This window comes from Mycobacterium sp. 852002-51163_SCH5372311, assembly GCF_001667115.1.
In the GTDB taxonomy this organism is placed as follows: domain Bacteria; phylum Actinomycetota; class Actinomycetes; order Mycobacteriales; family Mycobacteriaceae; genus Mycobacterium.
This window is the reverse complement of sequence record NZ_LZIJ01000022.1, coordinates 65,189-82,232: the sequence shown is the minus strand read 5'-3', so window position 1 is coordinate 82,232 and position 17,044 is coordinate 65,189. Positions and strand designations below refer to the sequence as shown.

Below are 17,044 nucleotides of genomic sequence, written 5' to 3'. Positions count from 1 at the left end.
CCCGACCACCTCCGCAACACGCTAATCACGATCTACCCTGACGATGCACACAAAATTGAGCCAAGCCGGGGTTCCGCACCAGCTCGGAGGCTGATGTATACAGCACCTACGCGGTACTAATTAGATCGGCAAGGGGGCTGAACCGCTTAGGGTTCGACCGAAATGCGAAGCGATGCAGTGGGACTGGTGCCGATCGGATTGTGCGTGGCGGCGTCGGTCCTCGTCACGTTGATGGCGCCGTCGCCCTTGGTGACGGCGAAATCCTGCTTGGCGTCGAGCTGCATCTCGAGCTCATAGGTGACGACCTGACCACCGTGCTTCACGTCGAACGGCGGGACCAGGGACTGCAGGATGAAGTCCATCCCGCCCGCCTCGCGGACGTACGGTGCCGCGACCCACGCTTTGGTGTTCGGATCGAGCATGCGCATCGACCCCTGCGGCATCATGTGTTGCTCGGGCGAGCCGCACGAACAGTGGCCCAACGACACCACCATTCCCACCTGCGTTATGTCGTTGGCGGTGGTGTTGAACAGCGTGATACCGAAGCGCATCGGGGGCCCACCCGGCCGCACCGTGGTGCCCTCTTGCGGATAGATGGTGATCTGGAGTCCCTCGGCCTTGCCGGTGCGCCTCGGATCATTGGACGCCGGCGCGGCGGAGGACGTGGTTGTCACCTGACCCGACGGAGACGCCGACGGGGATGCGGACTGTGTCTGCGGGGTGGTTCCGCCGGAACTTGTCGGACGTTGCGGCGTTGAGCAGCCCACGAGAACGAGGGCCGCACTCACAGACGCGGCGACCGCCACCAAGGCTCTGGCGCTGACCATTCATTGTTTCTTTCGTAGACGACCTTGGGCTGCAACACTATTGCCCGGTCTCGGTTATGTCGATCACCACAGCAGTGATGTTGTCGGGTCCACCCGCGCGCTTTGCGGCGTCGATCAGTGCCGCACAGGCATCGCCGGGCTCAGAATGCGCATCGAGTATTTGAGCCAGTGCCCCGTCGTCGACGACCCCATGCAGACCGTCGCTGGACAGCAGGATCCGATCACCGGAAAGCAGCTCGACGGCCGCGGTATCCGGCAGCGCCCGCGGATGCATCGCAATGTGGCGGGTGATGATGTTTCGGCCGGGGTGCTCGTTGGCGTCCTCGACAGCGAGCTCGCCCGCGTCGATCAGTTCCTGGATCAGGCTGTGATCACGAGTGAGGCGCTCTAGCTGCTGCTCGCGGTAGAGGTAGGCACGGCTGTCCCCGAGGTGGGCGAGCAACGCGCGGGATCCCGAAACGACCACCGCCACCAGGGTGCTGTTGGCGCCGGCAACGCGGGAATCGGTGGCGGCGTAAGCGCGAAAGTCAGCGCAGAATTCCGTGACAGCGCGCCCCAGCGACTCGGATGCCGTCGCAGCGTCGAGGTCCGCCTTGAGGTGGCGACCCACATACGTCGGCAGCAACTCAACCACCAGGTGAGCGGCCACAGCGCCGTCGGTGCTGCAGGCCACGCCGTCGGCGACCATGAACAGGGACTGTTCGGGGTCGGCGCCCCAGCAGTCCTGGTTGTTGGTCCGTAGACAACCGATGTCGCTAAGACCTGCAAACTGCAAACCGGTCACTTCGGCCGGCCGGTATCGCCCCCGGTCATCCGCTCCGATTCGGGCAGGTCGAGGTAGCGCTCGAGATTGCGGTGCATGTTGATCACCCGCCGCTCCTCGTTGGACAGCACCAGGTGCGTGAAACCGGGCTGGTGCATGCCCCGCTGCAAGCCCGCGAGAACCCGGACGTCTTGCGTGAGCACCAGGCCTGGTTCGGCTTCGCCTGCGGTGGTGCGTACGTCGGTCGGCTTGTTCCGCGGCGCACCCGGCGGCATCCGCGTCATCAAGAAGATGACCATCTCGCCCTTATCGGGATCGGGGCCGGGTCGCGAGCACATGATCGTCAGGTGGTCGGCGTTGGTCAGAAACGTCATGTTGGGGAACACGTTGTACTGGTGCAGCCGCGTGACCCGGTCGGTGTCAGCCCAATCCAGGTCCACTCCGCGTTGCGCCGCAAACGCTCGGGTTCGTGCTGCAATCAGGTCTTGCACTGTCTGTCCGGGCTGGCGTTCGTCGGCGGGGAACGGCGTGCCTTCCGGTGCGCCCATGAGTGCGCCCTGCGTGTAAACGTAAGCGTCCCAAACCTCTTGGTCGCTCAGCGCGCCGTCAAAGCGTGGGCTCTGCACACCGTAGGGTTGGTCGGATTTACCCGTGTGCCCCCAAATCTGTTGTGGCGCATGGATATCGTCTACACACCGCAGCAGTTCGGGATGCAGCGTCTGGATGTGATAGGTCTCGCTGTAGCCGTCGGCGATCGTCTTCCAGTTGGCATCGACCTCGATGGTCAGCGTGGCGTAGCAGCGAAAGTCGCTCAGATTGGTCCAGGCGACGTCTTCCGGTATGGCTTCCAGGTAGTCGAGCAACGGCATCGCGTTGAGATCGAGGTTGACGAAGACGAGCCCTTCCCAGGTGTCGACCCGAACCGGCACCAATGGGAAGTCCGACATTCGTAGCGCGCCGAATCCCTTGCGGTTAGGCACCCGCTTGAGCATGCCGGCCAGGTCCCAGGTCCAGCCGTGGTAGCCGCACTTGAGTTCGCGCAGGCCCGAACCCGAGCCCACGCACACCGAATTGCCGCGGTGCCGACACGCGTTCTGGAATGCGCGCAGCACGCCGTCGTCACCGCGAACAATCAGCACTCCGTATGGGCCGCAACGGTATTCGAAGTAGTCGCCCGCTTCTGCGACATGGTCGACCATGCACGCGATCTGCCAAACCTTCGGCCACATTCGCTCGAACTCCAGCGCCGCGAACGCCGGAGAGTAATACCGCTCGGCCGGCACCAGCGTTGGGCTTTCCGGCGGTGTGCCGATCGCGTCCTCTTGAGTATGGGGGCGGGTGCGGGCCGGATTGCCGGCGGTCAGCGAGTTGCTCATGGACCTCAACGGGCGCCGCGCACCAAGCGGCCGGGACGGGCCCCGGTGTCGATGTCGTTGCGACGCGTCACGGTTCCGCTGACGATCGTCGCCGCGTATCCGCTTGCCCCTTGCAGAATCCGGTTTCCACCGGCGGGCAGGTCGAAGGCCATCGCCGCGGGGTGCAGCGTCAGCGCGTCCAGGTCGATCACGTTGATGTCGGCCTTCTTGCCGGCCTCGATGGTGCCGCGGTCGGTCAGCCCGAACAGATGTGCCGTGTCACGAGACTGCTTGCGAATCACGTATTCCAGTGACAACTTGTCGCCGCGCTTGCGATCCCGCGCCCAATGCGTCAGCAGGAATGTGGGGTAGGAGGCGTCGCAGATCATCCCGCAGTGGGCGCCGCCGTCGGACAGGCCCAGCACGCCGGCCGGGTGCAGCATCATCTCGCGGATCGCGTCGTGGTTGCCGTCGGCGTAGTTGAACAGGGGCAGCATGAGCATGGCGGTCGCGTCCGACTCGAGCATGAGGTCGTACAGCGTCGACAGTGGATCCTCGCCGCGGGCTTTGGCGATCGCGGCGACGGTGCGGTCCGGCGTGGGCTCGTAGTCCGGCGGATTGCCCAGCGCGTAGAGCCGGCCCAGCGAGTGCTGGACCAAGGCGAACATGCCGTCGAACAACAGAGTCGGGTCGGCGGGCAGGTCGTCCTCGGCCAGGATCGCGGCCTTCACCGCGGGTTCGGCCAAGCGCTGGGCGAGATCCTCGCGGCTGCACTCGGCCGCCAGCCGGCGATAGGTGGGCCGATGGCTGAATCCGTGATGGCCCTGGAAGCCGATCATCATGCCGAACGGGCGCGCCGCGATCTGGGGATGCAATCGGCTGCCCGCCTCATGCGCGGCCGCGGAGAGGTCCAACATCTCGCGCCACAGGTTCGGGTCGGCGTCCACCTGAATGAGTGCGAACGACACCGGCCGGTCGATCTCGGCGCCCAGTCGCCGCATCCATTCCAATTCCTTCTTGGGGGCGACGATGTCCTCTCCCGCTGCTCCCTGTGGTGCCAGTTCGAAGACACCTTGACCACCGGCCGCCATAGCGCGACCGAGACCGAAAAGTTCGTCCTCGGCGGCGAACGTGCCCGGCACGGGCTCGCCGTCCATCGCGCGATGTCCCATCGTGCGCGACGTGGAAAAACCGAGCGCGCCGGCTTCCATCGCCTCGGTTACCAGTCGGCCCATCGCCGCGATGTCGTCGGGGGTGGCGGGCTCGTTCTTGGCGCCCCGCTCGCCCATCGCGTAGGCGCGGACGGCGCCGTGGGCGACCTGGCTGCCCACGTCGATCGCGAACTTCTGCTTGCCGATGGCGTCGAGGTACTCGGGGTAGGTCTCCCAGCCCCAGGTGATGCCCTCGGTCAGCGCGGTGCCGGGGATGTCCTCGACGCCTTCCATCAACTCGATCAGCCAGTCCTCGGTGCCAGGCCGCACCGGGGCGAAGCCCACACCGCAGTTGCCGGTGACCACAGTCGTGACGCCGTGCCCACTCGACGGCTCCAGCAAGCTGTCCCAGCTGACCTGACCGTCGTAGTGGGTATGGATGTCGACGAAGCCGGGGGCCACCACATGCCCCGTCGCGTCGATGGTTTCAGCGGCTTCGGCCGTATCCAGGCCCGCGGCCCCCGGGCCGGCGGCATCGCGGCGGACGACGTCGACGATCTTGCCGTCCTTGATGCCGACGTCAGCTCGATAGCGTTCGGCGCCGGTGCCGTCGACGACAGTGCCACCGATGATTTTCAAGTCGAACATGAAGCCTCCAGGGCAGCGAACCCGGACTTGAGGGATTATTACGCTACGCCACGTAGCGTATGTATTGACGGTAGGCGCCTCCGTGGGCTGAGTCAATGAATCCTTTCGCCGCGGTCGGCGGACCAACGGCTTGAGACCGCCCTGGCTTTTAGTGTGAAGTGAAGGCTTTGGCTGTGAAGCCTGGGCGGAAATGCGGTTCGGAACCCCGCCCTGTGTTCACTCGCAAAACCCAGGATTTACGCGTAAACGCCGACGATTTACGCCGAAAACCGACGATTCACGCTGAACGCTCAGGATTACGCCCGGCGCCTGGGACACCGGCGAGCAGCTCTGGCTCAGGTGGTGGACCTGGCGCCGGTGAGGTCAGTCCAGGTCAGCCTGACGCTTGTTCCGTGCGGTGTGCCGTCGATGATCGCTTCATCGGCGAGCGCCCGCATCAGTGGGATTCCGCGTCCCCGAACCTGACACTGTTGTCGCCCAGGGGCAGCCGGTGCCGGCACGTTGTGGCGCCAACGGCCGCGATCGTTGACGGTGACGGCGAGGGTGTCGGAATGGGCGTCGTAATCTGCGCTGACGTCCATGGTCCCGCACTGCGCGGCGTCGATGTAGGCGAACTCGGCGGCGTTTGCAATGGCTTCGTTCACCGCCAGCAGCAAGTCGTTGAACCGTTCGGCGCCCAGGGTGAAATGTCTGTCAAGCCAGTTCCCGAACTCGGCTCGGGTCTGAGCGGCGCTGGACGCGTCTGCGGCAATTCGTTTTCGCACGAATCGCGATTGGTCGTCTCGCGGTAGGTCGTCGATGTGAGACACCGAAATGCCGCCAACGATCAACAATCGCTCAGCGCGCTATCCAGCGTGCTGTAGAGCGGTAATACGCTGTCGATTCCCATGAGCTTTATCGGTCGGCTGGTGGCCGGCCCGTCCGCGACGACCGCGAACCGAGTGGGTGCCACGACCTCAGCCTGTGCGGTGACGAGGGCGGTCATCCCGGCAGAGGCGAGGAATTCCACCTTCGACAGATCGACGACCAGCGTCTCAGGCTTGGCGGCCAGGGCGGCTTGAATCGCCTCGGTCAACTTTGGCGCGGTCAGCATGTCCACTTCGCCTGCGACGGTGAGCACGACCGCCTGACCTGCCTGGTGTTTTCCGACATCGAACGGTGTCGGTTCGACGGAGTTGCCAGATTGTTCGATCATCGCTGTTTCTCACATCCGTCCCGACCGGGACAGTTCTCAGACAACCACTCGCCAACCGGGGCTGTTGCTTCAACCCTCACGGAACAGTGCCGTCCATCCTGTGCAGCCACGTAGAGGTAGCCAAGTCGAGGTAACCAAGTCGAGGAGCAGTAGAACCTCCAAACAGAGCTAATCCTATGCCACCGGGATAACACCGGATGTCAGCGGTCCGCGCGTCGCGGAATTTTTGGGCACTTCCAGTCGCGAATTCTTGCACGTAATAGGTACACAAAAGATGGTCAGGAAAGCGGTCGGCGTTGGTAGGTTCTGGGAATGCTGTTTGCGGCCCTGCGTGACATGCAATGGCGAAAACGGCGCCTAGTCATCACGATCCTCAGCACCGGACTGATCTTCGGGATGACGCTCGTGCTGACCGGGCTGGCGAACGGGTTCCGGGTCGAGGCTCGGCGCACCATCGATTCCATCGGCATCGACCAATTCGTCGTCAAAACCGGCGCGGCCGGACCCTTCGCGGGTTCAATACCCTTCCCCGAGGTTGACCTGGCGCGGGTGGCATCTGAGCCCGGCGTCGAGGCCGCCGCTCCACTGGGCTGCGTGGTGACGATGATGAAGGACGGCAACTCAACGCGAAACGTCACGGCCTTCGGCGCACCCGAGCATGGCCCCGGCATGCCGCAGGTCCCGGAGGGTCGGCCACCGTCGGCGCCGGACGAGGTCGCGGTGTCCAGCACGATTGGCCGCCATATCGGCGACAGCCTGGAGGTCGGTGCCCACGTGCTCCACATCGTCGGCATTGTGCCCAATTCCACGGCGATGGCGGTTCCCAATATTTTTATGACGACCCACGGCATACAGCAACTGGCCTACAACGGACAGCCGCTGATCACCTCGATCGGGATAAAAGGTAATCCTCGGGCCCTGCCCGACGGCTACCAGACCTTCGACCGGACGGGCGCTGTCAACGAGCTGGTGCGCCCGTTGAAGGTCGCCGTCAGTTCGATATCTATCGTGGCCGTCTTGTTGTGGATCGTGGCCGTGCTGATCGTCGGTTCAGTTGTGTACCTTTCCGCCCTCGAGCGGCTGCGTGACTTTGCGGTGTTCAAGGCGATCGGCGCGCCAACGCGCTCGATTCTGGCGGGCCTCGCTCTGCAGGCGCTCGTAATCGCGTTGCTCGCGGCGGTGGTGGGCGTTCTGCTTGCGCAGCTGCTGGCACCGCTATTTCCGATGATTGTCGAGGTGCCAATCGGTGCCTACCTGGCGCTGCCGGTGGTCGCGATCGTGATCGGTCTGCTGGCCAGCCTGCTCGGACTGAGGCGCGTGGTCGCCGTCGATCCCGCGCTCGCCTTTGGAGGTCCGTGAGCGGTGGCCGATCTCAGCATTCAGAACCTGGTTGTCGAGTACTACAGCGGTGGCTACGCTTTGCGCCCGATCAACGGGTTGAACCTCGAGGTGTCGACCAGTTCGTTGGCGATCCTGTTGGGGCCGAGCGGCTGCGGAAAGACGACGCTGTTGTCTTGCCTGGGCGGGATCCTTCGGCCGAAGTCTGGGGCAATCAAGTTCGGCGACGTCGACATCACGACTTTGGAGGGCGCAGCGCTGGCGACATATCGCCGCGATCAGGTGGGCATCATCTTTCAGGCGTTCAATCTCGTCCCGAGCCTCACCGCGCTCGAGAACGTGATGATTCCGATGCGCTTGGCGGGGTGGTCGCGCGCGGCCGCGCGAAAGCGCGCGAAGGAACTGCTGACGCGGGTCAACCTTGACCAGCGAATGAAACACCGCCCCGGTGACCTGAGCGGCGGGCAGCAGCAACGCGTGGCCGTCGCTCGTGCGATCGCACTGGATCCGCCGCTGATCCTCGCCGACGAACCTACCGCGCACCTGGACTACATCCAGGTGGAGGAGGTGCTGCGGCTGATCCGAGAACTCGCCGACGGCGAGCGTGTGGTGGTGGTCGCGACTCACGACGCCCGGATGCTGCCGCTGGCCGATCGCGTCGTCGAGTTGACACCCGATTTCCCGGCGGACGGCCGGCCACCCGAGACCCTAGAGGTCAAGGCCGGGGAGGTGCTGTTCGAACAGTCCACGACGGGCGAGCTGATCTACGTGGTGACCAAGGGTGAGTTCGAGCTTGTGCGCGAATTGGCAGACGGCGGTGAGGAATTGATCAAGGTGGTGGGCCCGTGGGACTACTTCGGCGAGATCGGGGTGCTGTTTCACATGCCACGTTCGGCCACAGCGCGCGCCCGCACCGATGCGACCGTAATCGGTTACACCGCACCGGCATTCCGCAAGCGTGCCGGTATGGGTGCGCTACGTGACGTGATCGAGCACCGCGAGCTCGCCAGCGACTGAGCTGGCTGCCGCACCAATTGGCTGGGGTGTGTTCGCCGCCTCGTCAACTTCCTCGATTAGAACGACTCGATACGAAGGACGGGCCACTACACGAAGGCGGTGGGGCATGGACCCAGGCGATGGCCGTGAGCAGTATGACGATTCTGCGGAAACCAACCCCGCTCCACTGGACTCGCTGACCCGACGGGGTGCATTGCTGGGACTGGGTGCGGTAGCGGGTTTCGCGGCGGTGGACATAGGAGGCTTCGCGTATGCGGGTGGCTGGCTGCGGCCCCGCACGCTGAACCCGTCCGGGTTTGCCGATCGCTTCGAACACGTCTATGGCCGGCATGACGGGTTCCGGCGCAACCATGCCAAAGGTCTCAGTGCGGTAGGCACTTTCGCGAGCAACGGCGCCGGCGAGGCCATCTGCCGGGCGGAAGTCTTCAGGCCTGGAAGTGTCCCGCTGATCGGAAGGTTCTCGTTGGGCGGCGGTCTACCGGATCAGCCCGACAAGCCCGACACCGTCCGAGGTCTGGGGCTGCTCTTCCAGACCCGCGGCGGCCAGCAGTGGCGGACCGCGATGATCAACCTTCCTGTCTTTACCGACAGCACTCCGCGGGGTTTCTATGAGCGGTTGCTCGCCTCCCAGCCCCAGCCGGACACAGGTAAGCCCGACCCGCAGAAAATGGCCGCATTCCTCGATCGTCATCCCGAGACCGTCGCGGCGATGAAACTCATCAAGCAGTCACCGCCCAGCGCCGGATTCGCGGACAGTACGTTTTACGGGCTGAATGCTTTTTGGTTCACCAACGGCGCCGGCGCCACTGTTCCGGTGCGGTGGTACGTGGTTCCGCAAGAAGCCCCGAGCCCGTCGTCAGCGGTCGGCAAGGACTACCTGTTCGACAATCTCATTCGCGCGGTGGCCCAGCGTCCGTTGCGGTGGCGGCTGGTCGTCACGATCGGTGAGCCGGGTGACCAGACAAACGACGCCACCAAGCCCTGGCCGCCCTCGCGCCGGTCCATCGACGCCGGCACCATCACGATTTCCGCGGTGCACACCGAGGAAGCCGGCAACGCCCGGGATATCAACTTCGACCCGACGGTGCTGCCCGACGGCATGGCTGTTTCTGACGATCCGATCCCCGGCGCGCGGTCGGCCGTCTACGCTCGCTCCTTCACCCGCCGCGGCGGCGAGCCCAAGTCGCCCAGCCAGGTCAACGCGGCAAAGGTGCTCTCGTGACAAGCGAGACGACCAGTCCAGCAACGCGTTTCGCCCTCCCGTTCCGGGTTCTGCACTGGCTGATGGCGCCGATGGTCATCGCGCAACTGTTGATCGGTGTGACGATGATCGCTTCGCTGAGCTACTACCCGCTGCTGCTGGCGATCCACCGGCCCTTAGGCGTATTGATCCTGATCTTCGCCGTGGCGCGCCTGGCGAACCGGCTCACGCACCACCTGCCCCCGTTCCCGACCACAATGAGTCCCGCCGAGCGCCGCATCGCGTCCTGGTCGGAATACCTGCTTTACGCCCTGCTGCTCGTCCAACCCCTGATCGGGTGGGCAATGCTGTCGGCGGCCCGATTCCCGATCATCCTGGTCGGGCCGATTCATCTGCCCGGCATCGCACCGCACGACATCGATGTTTATGCAGTGCTCCGGCATGCACACAGTGCCTTCGCCTTCTTGCTCTTCGCGGCGTTCACAGCCCATGTCTGCGCAGTGCTATTTCACACGCTGGTTCTGCGTGACCGGCTCCTTGATCGCATGGCGCTGTGGCCCACCGGGCACACCGCCGCGCAACTGGACGAAACCAAGGCGTGACGACACTTGAAGCCGGCAACCCGAGCGTTCGCCGAAGAAAGGCTGTTCGCGACGGTGTGCCGGCGGTAGCGTCGTGACCATGCTGTTCGCGGCGTTACGCGACATGCAATGGCGAAGGCGGCGCTTGGTCATCGCGATCATCAGCACCGGGCTGGTCTTCGCGATGACACTCGTCCTGACGGGACTGGCGAATGGCTTCCGGGTCGAGGCCCAGCGGACCGTCGACGCGATGGGCGTCGACGGATTCGTGGTCAAAGCCGGTGCGGCCGGACCGTTCCTGGGCGCAACTCCATTCGCACAGGTGGACATCGCCAGAGTGGCCGCAGAGCCCGGCGTGGTGGCAGCGGCGCCGCTTGCCACCGCGGCGTCGGCGATCAGGGAAGGAACCTCGGCGCGAAACGCCACCGCCTTCGGCGCGCCGGCGCACGGACCCGGCATGCCTCAGGTTTCGGAAGGTCAGACACCGACGGCGCCCGATGAGGTTGAGGTGTCCAGCACCCTGGGCAAGCACATCGGCGAGGACCTGCAGGTCGGGTCGCGCACTTTGCGGATCGTCGGCATCGTGCCCAACGCCACCGCACTGGCGAAGACGCCGTGTATCTTCCTGACGACCGAGGGCCTGCAGCAACTGGCGTACAACGGGCAGCCGATGATCACGTCGATCGGGATCATCGGCAAGCCCAAGCACCTGCCGGAGGGCTATCAGACCGTCGATCGCTCGGCCGGAGTCACCGACTTGATGCGTCCGTTGAAAGTCGCGGTGGGTGCGATCACGATCGTTGCCGTCTTGTTGTGGATCGTGGCGGTGCTGATTGTCGGCTCATTGGTCTACCTATCCGCTCTCGAGCGGCTGCGCGACTTCGCGGTTTTCAAGGCCATCGGTGTACCGACGCGACAGATTCTGGCGGGTCTCGCGTTGCAGGCGGTCGTCGTCGCGTTGCTTGCGGCGGTGGTCGGCGTTGTCTTGGCGCAGCTGCTGGCGCCGCTGTTCCCGATGACTGTCGTGGTGCCCATGCGGGCCTACCTGGCGCTACCCGTGATCGCGATCGCGATCGGTCTGCTCGCCAGCGTTGCCGGGCTCAGACGCGCGGTGGCAGTCGATCCCGCGCTCGCATTCGGAGGTCCCTGATCGATGGGCGATCTGAGCATTCAAGACCTTGTCGTCGAGTACTCCAGCGGCGGTTACGCGCTACGGCCGATCAACGGGCTGAACCTCGACGTGGCGGCGGGGTCGCTGGTGATTCTGCTCGGCCCCAGCGGCTGCGGGAAGACGACGCTGCTGTCGTGCCTCGGCGGAATTTTGCGGCCGAAGAGTGGTGCGATCAAGTTCGGCGGCGTTGACGTCACAGCGCTCGACGGCCACGAGCTGGCCAGGTACCGGCGCGACACGGTGGGCATCGTATTCCAGGCCTTCAACCTGGTACCCAGCCTCACCGCGCTCGAGAATGTGATGGTGCCGCTGCGCGCAACCGGATGGTCGCGCGCGGCATCGCATCGGCGCGCCGAGGAACTGCTGAAGCGGGTCAACCTTGAAGACCGGATGAAGCACCGACCGGGGGACCTCAGCGGCGGACAACAGCAACGCGTCGCGGTCGCTCGCGCGATCGCGCTGGAACCGCCACTGATCCTCGCCGACGAGCCGACTGCGCACCTCGACTTCATCCAGGTGGAGGAGGTGTTGCGGTTGATCCGCTCGCTCGCGGAGGGCGAACGTGTGGTGGTCGTTGCGACCCACGACAGTCGGATCCTGCCGATGGCCGATCACGTCGTCGAGATGGCGCCCACCCACGCCTCGACGAACCGGCTCCCCGAAACGGTGCAGCTCAAGGCGGGCGAAGTGTTGTTCGAGCAGTGCACGATGGGGGACCTGATCTATGTGGTGGTCGACGGCGAATTCGAGATCGTGCGCGAATTGGCCGACGGCGGCGAAGAACTGGTCAAGGTGGCGCGGGACGGGGATTACTTCGGCGAAATGGGTGTGCTTTTTCATATGCCACGTTCGGCGACGGTGCGCGCCCGAACCGACGCGTCGGCCGTCGGCTACACGGCGCAGGCATTCCGTGAGCGACTCGGTGCAGCGGGTATAAGCGGGGTAATCGGGCAACAGGAGCTTGCCAGGACTGAGTGACGACCTGCCTGCTCGCGGCCTGATCGCACGAATATGATCGGCACGATTCGGGCTTGACGGTGCGCCGTCGCCGAGAGTGCCACGACGAAGTGGAGGGATTCCATGCCGAACCAGCAGCAAGCCGACCGGATGACGTCGGGTAAGGGATTCATCGCCGCGCTCGACCAAAGCGGTGGTTCCACGCCAAAGGCGCTGCGCCTGTACGGAATCGAGGAGGACGCGTATTCCTCCGAAGAGGAGATGTTCGACCTCATTCACGAGATGCGTTCGCGGATCATCACCTCGCCGGCGTTCACCGGGGACCGGGTACTGGCGGCGATCTTGTTCGAGCAGACCATGGACCGCGAGATCGGCGGCCAGCCGTCGACCAGCTACCTGTGGGAGACGAAGGGTGTGGTTCCCATCCTGAAAATCGACAAGGGGCTGGCGGAGGAGTCCGACGATGTGCAGCTCATGAAGCCCATACCCGGGCTGGACGAACTGCTGGAGCGGGCGGTGCGCAAGGGCGTTTTCGGCACCAAGGAACGGTCGGTGATCGGTGGTGCCAACGCCAAGGGCATCGCCGCGGTGGTCGCCCAGCAGTTCGAGCTGGGCCGACAGGTGCTGTCGCACGGTTTGGTGCCCATCCTCGAACCCGAGGTCACCATCTCGATATCGGACAAGGCGCAGGCCGAGGAGATACTGCGCGACGAAATCACCAAGCAGCTCGAAACCGTGCCCGACGGGCAGCGCGTGATGCTCAAGCTGAGCCTGCCGTCCGAGGCCAACTACTACCGTCCGTTGATCGAACATCCGAAGGTGATGCGCGTGGTGGCGCTCTCCGGTGGCTACTCTCGCGACGAAGCCAACGAGCTGCTGGCGAAGAACACCGGTCTGATCGCAAGCTTCAGCCGCGCGCTGACCGAGGGACTCTCGGTCGACCAGTCCGACGAGCAGTTCGACGCCACACTGGACAAGTCGATCCAGTCGATCTACGACGCCTCGGTGGCCGGCTGACTAGCTGGCCTGGTTCGTGACCTCAGATGTCGGCCTCGGTGATCAGTCGGGTCGACGCATCGGCGTCGGCCATCAGACGTTCGGCTTGCCGTTCGATGACCTTCTCGAACTGGCTGCGTACCAGCCTGCCGTTTCCGAAGTCGTCCCCGCGCGCGGCATGCAGCGTCAGGAACCTCTGTCGCATTGCGTCATAGGCCTCGGGACTCAAGTCCATTCCCGCGTCACGGCATTGCTGGGCGAACATCGCGGTCAGTTCGTCTGGGGTGTAGTCGGCGAAGAGCAACTGACGCGTGAATCGTGACCGCAGGCCGGGATTGGATGCGATGAATCGCTCCATCCGGTCGGTATATCCGGCCACCACCACGGACAGCCGACCACGGTTGTCTTCCATCGCCTTCAGCAGCGTGTCGATGGCCTCGCGACCGAAGTCATGGCCGCCGCCGCCGTTCAGCAACGTGTACGCCTCGTCGATGAACAGCACACCGTCGAGCGCGTCTTTGATTACCTCGGCGGTCTTGATCGCCGTCTGCCCGACGTATCCGGCGACAAGCGAGGAGCGGTCCGCCTCGACAACATGCCCACGCGACAACAGCCCGAGCCCGGCAAGAATCTCGCCGACCAGGCGCGCGACCGTGGTCTTGCCGGTGCCGGGATTCCCGGCAAAAACCATGTGCAAGCTCACCGGGATCGGGTCCTGACCCTCGCGGATCCGACGCTCGTTCAACCGCGCCAGGTTGACGAGCTTGCGGACTTCACTTTTCACCTCGGCAAGGCCGACCATGCTGTCCAGGCGCGCGAGTAGCGCATCGACATCGGAAACGATCGCTGGGCGATCTGCTATGGGAACATCGTCGGCCGTGATTGTCCCCCAACCGCTTTGGTCAGTCTCCGGCTCGGCCGCAAGTCGTCGTGCCTGTCGCTCCACCAGCTTCTCGAAGAGTTGGCGCACCGCTCGTGCGTTCCCGAATTGCTCACCCCGATTGCGATGCAGCTCGGTGATCGCCTTGGCAAGTTTCGCGTCGGCTTCGGGCGTCGCGGTGAGACCGTGTGAATGCAGTAGTGCGGACAGGATCTGCTGCAATTCGCCTGCGTTGTAGTCGGGAAACTCGATATAGCGTGTGAAGCGCGACTGCAAGCCGGGGTTGGCGTCGATGAAGCGCCGCATCGGCGCGGTGTATCCGGCAACGACGAGAGCCAGCCGGTCGCGGTTGTCCTCCATCGCTTTCAGCAGAGTGTCGATGGCTTCACGGCCAAAGTCCGTTCCCGATCCGCCGTCTGGTTTGTTCGCCAGCGTGTATGCCTCGTCGATGAACAGCACACCGTCGAGTGCGTCTTTGATGACCTCGCCGGTCTTGATCGCTGTCTGACCGACGTGGCCGGCGACCAGAGCTCCGCGATCGGTTTCCACGACATGTCCGCGAGGCAGCAGCCCAAGACCGGCGAAGATTTCGCCGACCAGCCGGGCGACCGTGGTTTTGCCAGTGCCGGGGTTGCCGGTGAACACCATATGCAGACTGACCGGTATCGGGTCTTGGCCTTGGCCGACGCGACGCTCATTCAAGCGGACAAGATCGACGAGCCGGCGGATCTCCTGTTTTACCCCGGCGAGTCCGATCATGCTGTCGAGCCTGGCAAGGAGGGCGTCGACATCGGCGACGACTGCGGCACGTTCTTCGGGGATGTCGTCGACGATGATCTGCTGCAGCGCAGACCGATTCAGTCCGGGCGTCGCAGCGATCCGTCGTGCCTGTTGTTCGATGATCTTCTCGAAGAGCTGGCGCACTGCGCGCGCGTTGCCGAATTGCTCGCCACGGTTGCGATGAAGGTCGCCGAGCACTTTGCTGAGCTTCGTGTCAGCCTCCGGTGTCGTCGTCAGCTCGTTCGCCTTCAACAAACCGGCCAGAATCTGGCGCAACTCGTCGACGCTGTAGTCGGGAAACTCGATGTAGCGGGTGAAACGCGATTGCAGACCGGGGTTGGTGTCGATGAATCGCCGCATCGGCGCCGTGTAGCCGGCGACCACGACGGCCAGTCGGTCGCGCTTGTCCTCCATAGCCTTGAGCAAGGTGTCGATCGCCTCACGCCCAAAATCGGGTCCAGTTCCGCTTTCAGCGGCGAGTGAGTATGCCTCGTCGATAAACAGCACTCCGTCGAGCGCCTCGTCGATCATCGCGGCGGTCTTCGGCGCCGTGTGTCCCACGTATTCGCCGACGAGAGCGGCCCGATCGACCTCGACGACATGGCCGGATTTGAGCAGCCCGAGCTTGGCGTACACCTCGCCGATGATTCGGGCGACGGTCGTCTTGCCGGTGCCGGGATTGCCGGTGAAGACGAGATGAAGCGTTGTCCCTGATACGGATAGGCCTTGCTTCTTGCGGGTCGCCTGGATCTCGGCGAACGCTATCAACTTGCGCAGTTCGTCCTTGACTCCCGCGAGGCCGACCAATGCGTCCAACTTCTGCAACGTGTTCCGGTCGCCGAGTGGACCGTCTTCGATCGGATGGCCGTTGAGGAAGCATCCCTCGAGGATCGTCTCCCCACGGCCTTCGATGCTGGCCGCCGCGTCCAGATCCCGTGCGAAAAGTCGCGTGTTGCGCAAGACCGCGCTGCCGCCGGTTACGCGCAGCAATCCCTTCGCGCAATTTGAAAGGTCGCAGTCCTGCAGGTCGGCTTCGCAGTCCTTGCGCACGGCCAAGCCAATCTGCTCCGCATCGGTGACCCGCGAACCCGACATTTTCAGCTTCGCTTCGTCCTCGATCCACACCGAGGCGTGACCGTCGTCGCCGCAATGATCGATTCCGCACTGCTCGAGAGTGCCAAGGGTGCCCGCTCCGGACAGCACAATCGCCGGCAGTGCAGCGTGCGTGAATGTGGAGCCGGTGACGTGTGCCTGACTTCTGCTCAGGGCGTAGATGCCGTTGCCCCTCACGTGGCGGATGGTCGATCCGATCAGCCAGACGCGAGAGGTTTCGTTGACGTATATCGCCGACACCGCGTCCCAGATCTTCGATTCGCGGATCTGTACTTCGCTGCCGTGCTCGGCAAAGATCGCAGTTTTCGCGATGTCGTGAATGGTCGATCCCGTCACATAGATCTTGGCGCCGCTACTGGCGTACAAGCCTGAGCTGCCGCAGCCCGAAATGTCGCAGGCGGTCACGTGGAGCACGGAGTTCTCGGTGATCTCTGCGGCGTCGAGAGGTATGTCGTGCACTCGGCTGTTCGATACCGCGACACTGCTCCCGCCTCCGGCGAAGATTGCGGGTCTGTGCGTCGCCGACCCCGACAGGTCGCAGCTGGTCAAGATGACGGTGCTGAAGTTGCGGGCCACAATCAGGTTATCGGCCGAATTACGCAACTGGCACTGGGAGATCGCCACCCTCGTGGAACCGGTGGTGTTGATGCGTCCATCAATCGACAGTCCCGACACGCTCGCGTTGCCGGTGAATTCAACGTTTCCCTTGATCGAGGCCGTGCCGGATCGCGCGGCGGTCAACGAGACAGAGATCAGGGTTAGGTCTCCGATAAGGTGCGCGCCAGGGCCGAATTCGACGGTGTCGCCTTGGCGGAGCTGGGCGCGAACCGAGTCGAAGGTGGGAGACCCTCTCAGCCCTGCCCCGACTCGGTGGGTCGCCATGTGAGCCGCCTCGACTGACGAAGGAGTAAACGCTTGACCTCGCCGTTGTAGGCTAATCGGCGGTCGGACCCGCGACAAGCGGCCGCTGCGGCAGGCCCGTCGCTGCAACACGAACTCGAGGAGCGGTCTTGACCGCCGCGTTGAGTTTTGAACGCACTAGCGTCGGCAATCACGCCAGGGCATCGGAGG

14 protein-coding genes are annotated in these 17,044 nt (G+C 64.3%); 7 read left to right on the top strand and 7 right to left on the bottom strand.

Going from position 1 to position 17,044, the window contains the following annotated elements; all coding sequences use genetic code 11:
- Positions 1-146: 146 nt before the first annotated feature.
- From A5791_RS03195 to A5791_RS03170, 6 genes are all read right to left on the bottom strand, one after another.
- Positions 147-674, bottom strand: a complete 528-nt coding sequence (locus A5791_RS03195) for a hypothetical protein (RefSeq protein ID WP_067230890.1) — start codon at positions 672-674, stop codon at positions 147-149.
- 190 nt (positions 675-864) lie between these two features.
- Complete coding sequence (locus A5791_RS03190; protein ID WP_067230886.1) at positions 865-1,611, bottom strand: PP2C family serine/threonine-protein phosphatase; 747 nt, start codon at positions 1,609-1,611, stop codon at positions 865-867.
- Positions 1,608-2,966 (bottom strand): aromatic ring-hydroxylating dioxygenase subunit alpha, encoded by a 1,359-nt coding sequence (locus A5791_RS03185; RefSeq protein WP_067230881.1) that lies wholly within the window; start codon positions 2,964-2,966, stop codon positions 1,608-1,610. Before A5791_RS03185 ends, A5791_RS03190 begins: the two co-directional genes overlap by 4 nt.
- A gap of 5 nt (positions 2,967-2,971) precedes the next feature.
- Positions 2,972-4,744 (bottom strand): amidohydrolase family protein, encoded by a 1,773-nt coding sequence (locus A5791_RS03180; RefSeq protein WP_067230877.1) that lies wholly within the window; start codon positions 4,742-4,744, stop codon positions 2,972-2,974.
- A gap of 335 nt (positions 4,745-5,079) precedes the next feature.
- Positions 5,080-5,508 carry an ATP-binding protein gene (locus tag A5791_RS03175; RefSeq protein WP_231995786.1) on the bottom strand — a complete coding sequence of 143 codons (429 nt, stop codon included), beginning with the start codon at positions 5,506-5,508 and terminating at the stop codon, positions 5,080-5,082.
- 62 nt (positions 5,509-5,570) lie between these two features.
- Positions 5,571-5,939, bottom strand: coding sequence for an STAS domain-containing protein (locus tag A5791_RS03170; RefSeq protein WP_067230874.1), 369 nt, complete (start codon positions 5,937-5,939; stop codon positions 5,571-5,573).
- A gap of 312 nt (positions 5,940-6,251) precedes the next feature.
- Between A5791_RS03170 and A5791_RS03165 the strand changes: the two genes are divergently transcribed.
- The 7 genes from A5791_RS03165 to A5791_RS03135 all read left to right on the top strand — a co-directional run bounded on the left by A5791_RS03165 (position 6,252) and on the right by A5791_RS03135 (position 13,221).
- Positions 6,252-7,298 carry an ABC transporter permease gene (locus A5791_RS03165; protein ID WP_067230871.1) on the top strand — a complete coding sequence of 349 codons (1,047 nt, stop codon included), beginning with the start codon at positions 6,252-6,254 and terminating at the stop codon, positions 7,296-7,298.
- A gap of 3 nt (positions 7,299-7,301) precedes the next feature.
- Entirely contained in the window at positions 7,302-8,294 is a 993-nt protein-coding gene (locus A5791_RS03160) for an ATP-binding cassette domain-containing protein (protein WP_067230867.1), read from the top strand.
- 106 nt (positions 8,295-8,400) lie between these two features.
- Positions 8,401-9,516, top strand: a complete 1,116-nt coding sequence (locus A5791_RS03155; RefSeq protein ID WP_304441686.1) for a catalase family peroxidase — start codon at positions 8,401-8,403, stop codon at positions 9,514-9,516.
- Positions 9,513-10,097: a cytochrome b gene (locus tag A5791_RS03150; protein WP_082966709.1), complete on the top strand. Its 585-nt coding sequence runs from the start codon at positions 9,513-9,515 to the stop codon at positions 10,095-10,097. Before A5791_RS03155 ends, A5791_RS03150 begins: the two co-directional genes overlap by 4 nt.
- A 79-nt stretch (positions 10,098-10,176) precedes the next feature.
- Positions 10,177-11,226 (top strand): ABC transporter permease, encoded by a 1,050-nt coding sequence (locus A5791_RS03145; RefSeq protein ID WP_067230926.1) that lies wholly within the window; start codon positions 10,177-10,179, stop codon positions 11,224-11,226.
- 3 nt (positions 11,227-11,229) lie between these two features.
- Positions 11,230-12,225: an ATP-binding cassette domain-containing protein gene (locus tag A5791_RS03140; protein WP_067230863.1), complete on the top strand. Its 996-nt coding sequence runs from the start codon at positions 11,230-11,232 to the stop codon at positions 12,223-12,225.
- Between the two features lie 102 nt (positions 12,226-12,327).
- Positions 12,328-13,221, top strand: a complete 894-nt coding sequence (locus A5791_RS03135) for a fructose bisphosphate aldolase (RefSeq protein ID WP_067230859.1) — start codon at positions 12,328-12,330, stop codon at positions 13,219-13,221.
- Positions 13,222-13,243: 22 nt separating this feature from the next.
- Here A5791_RS03135 and A5791_RS03130 read toward each other — a convergent pair whose 3' ends face one another.
- Positions 13,244-16,855 (bottom strand): AAA family ATPase, encoded by a 3,612-nt coding sequence (locus tag A5791_RS03130; protein ID WP_067230856.1) that lies wholly within the window; start codon positions 16,853-16,855, stop codon positions 13,244-13,246.
- Between the last annotated feature and the right edge of the window lie 189 nt (positions 16,856-17,044).

Bases quoted from the DNA above. Each gene is read 5' to 3' on its own strand.
- A5791_RS03185 (WP_067230881.1), bottom strand. From the start codon at position 2,966: ATGAGCAACTCGCTGACCGCCGGCAATCCGGCCCGCACCCGCCCCCAT.
- A5791_RS03180 (WP_067230877.1), bottom strand. From the start codon at position 4,744: ATGTTCGACTTGAAAATCATCGGTGGCACTGTCGTCGACGGCACCGGC.
- A5791_RS03170 (WP_067230874.1), bottom strand. From the start codon at position 5,939: ATGATCGAACAATCTGGCAACTCCGTCGAACCGACACCGTTCGATGTC.
- A5791_RS03165 (WP_067230871.1), top strand. From the start codon at position 6,252: ATGCTGTTTGCGGCCCTGCGTGACATGCAATGGCGAAAACGGCGCCTA.
- A5791_RS03155 (WP_304441686.1), top strand. From the start codon at position 8,401: ATGGACCCAGGCGATGGCCGTGAGCAGTATGACGATTCTGCGGAAACC.
- A5791_RS03145 (WP_067230926.1), top strand. From the start codon at position 10,177: ATGCTGTTCGCGGCGTTACGCGACATGCAATGGCGAAGGCGGCGCTTG.
- A5791_RS03140 (WP_067230863.1), top strand. From the start codon at position 11,230: ATGGGCGATCTGAGCATTCAAGACCTTGTCGTCGAGTACTCCAGCGGC.
- A5791_RS03135 (WP_067230859.1), top strand. From the start codon at position 12,328: ATGCCGAACCAGCAGCAAGCCGACCGGATGACGTCGGGTAAGGGATTC.
- A5791_RS03130 (WP_067230856.1), bottom strand. From the start codon at position 16,855: ATGGCGACCCACCGAGTCGGGGCAGGGCTGAGAGGGTCTCCCACCTTC.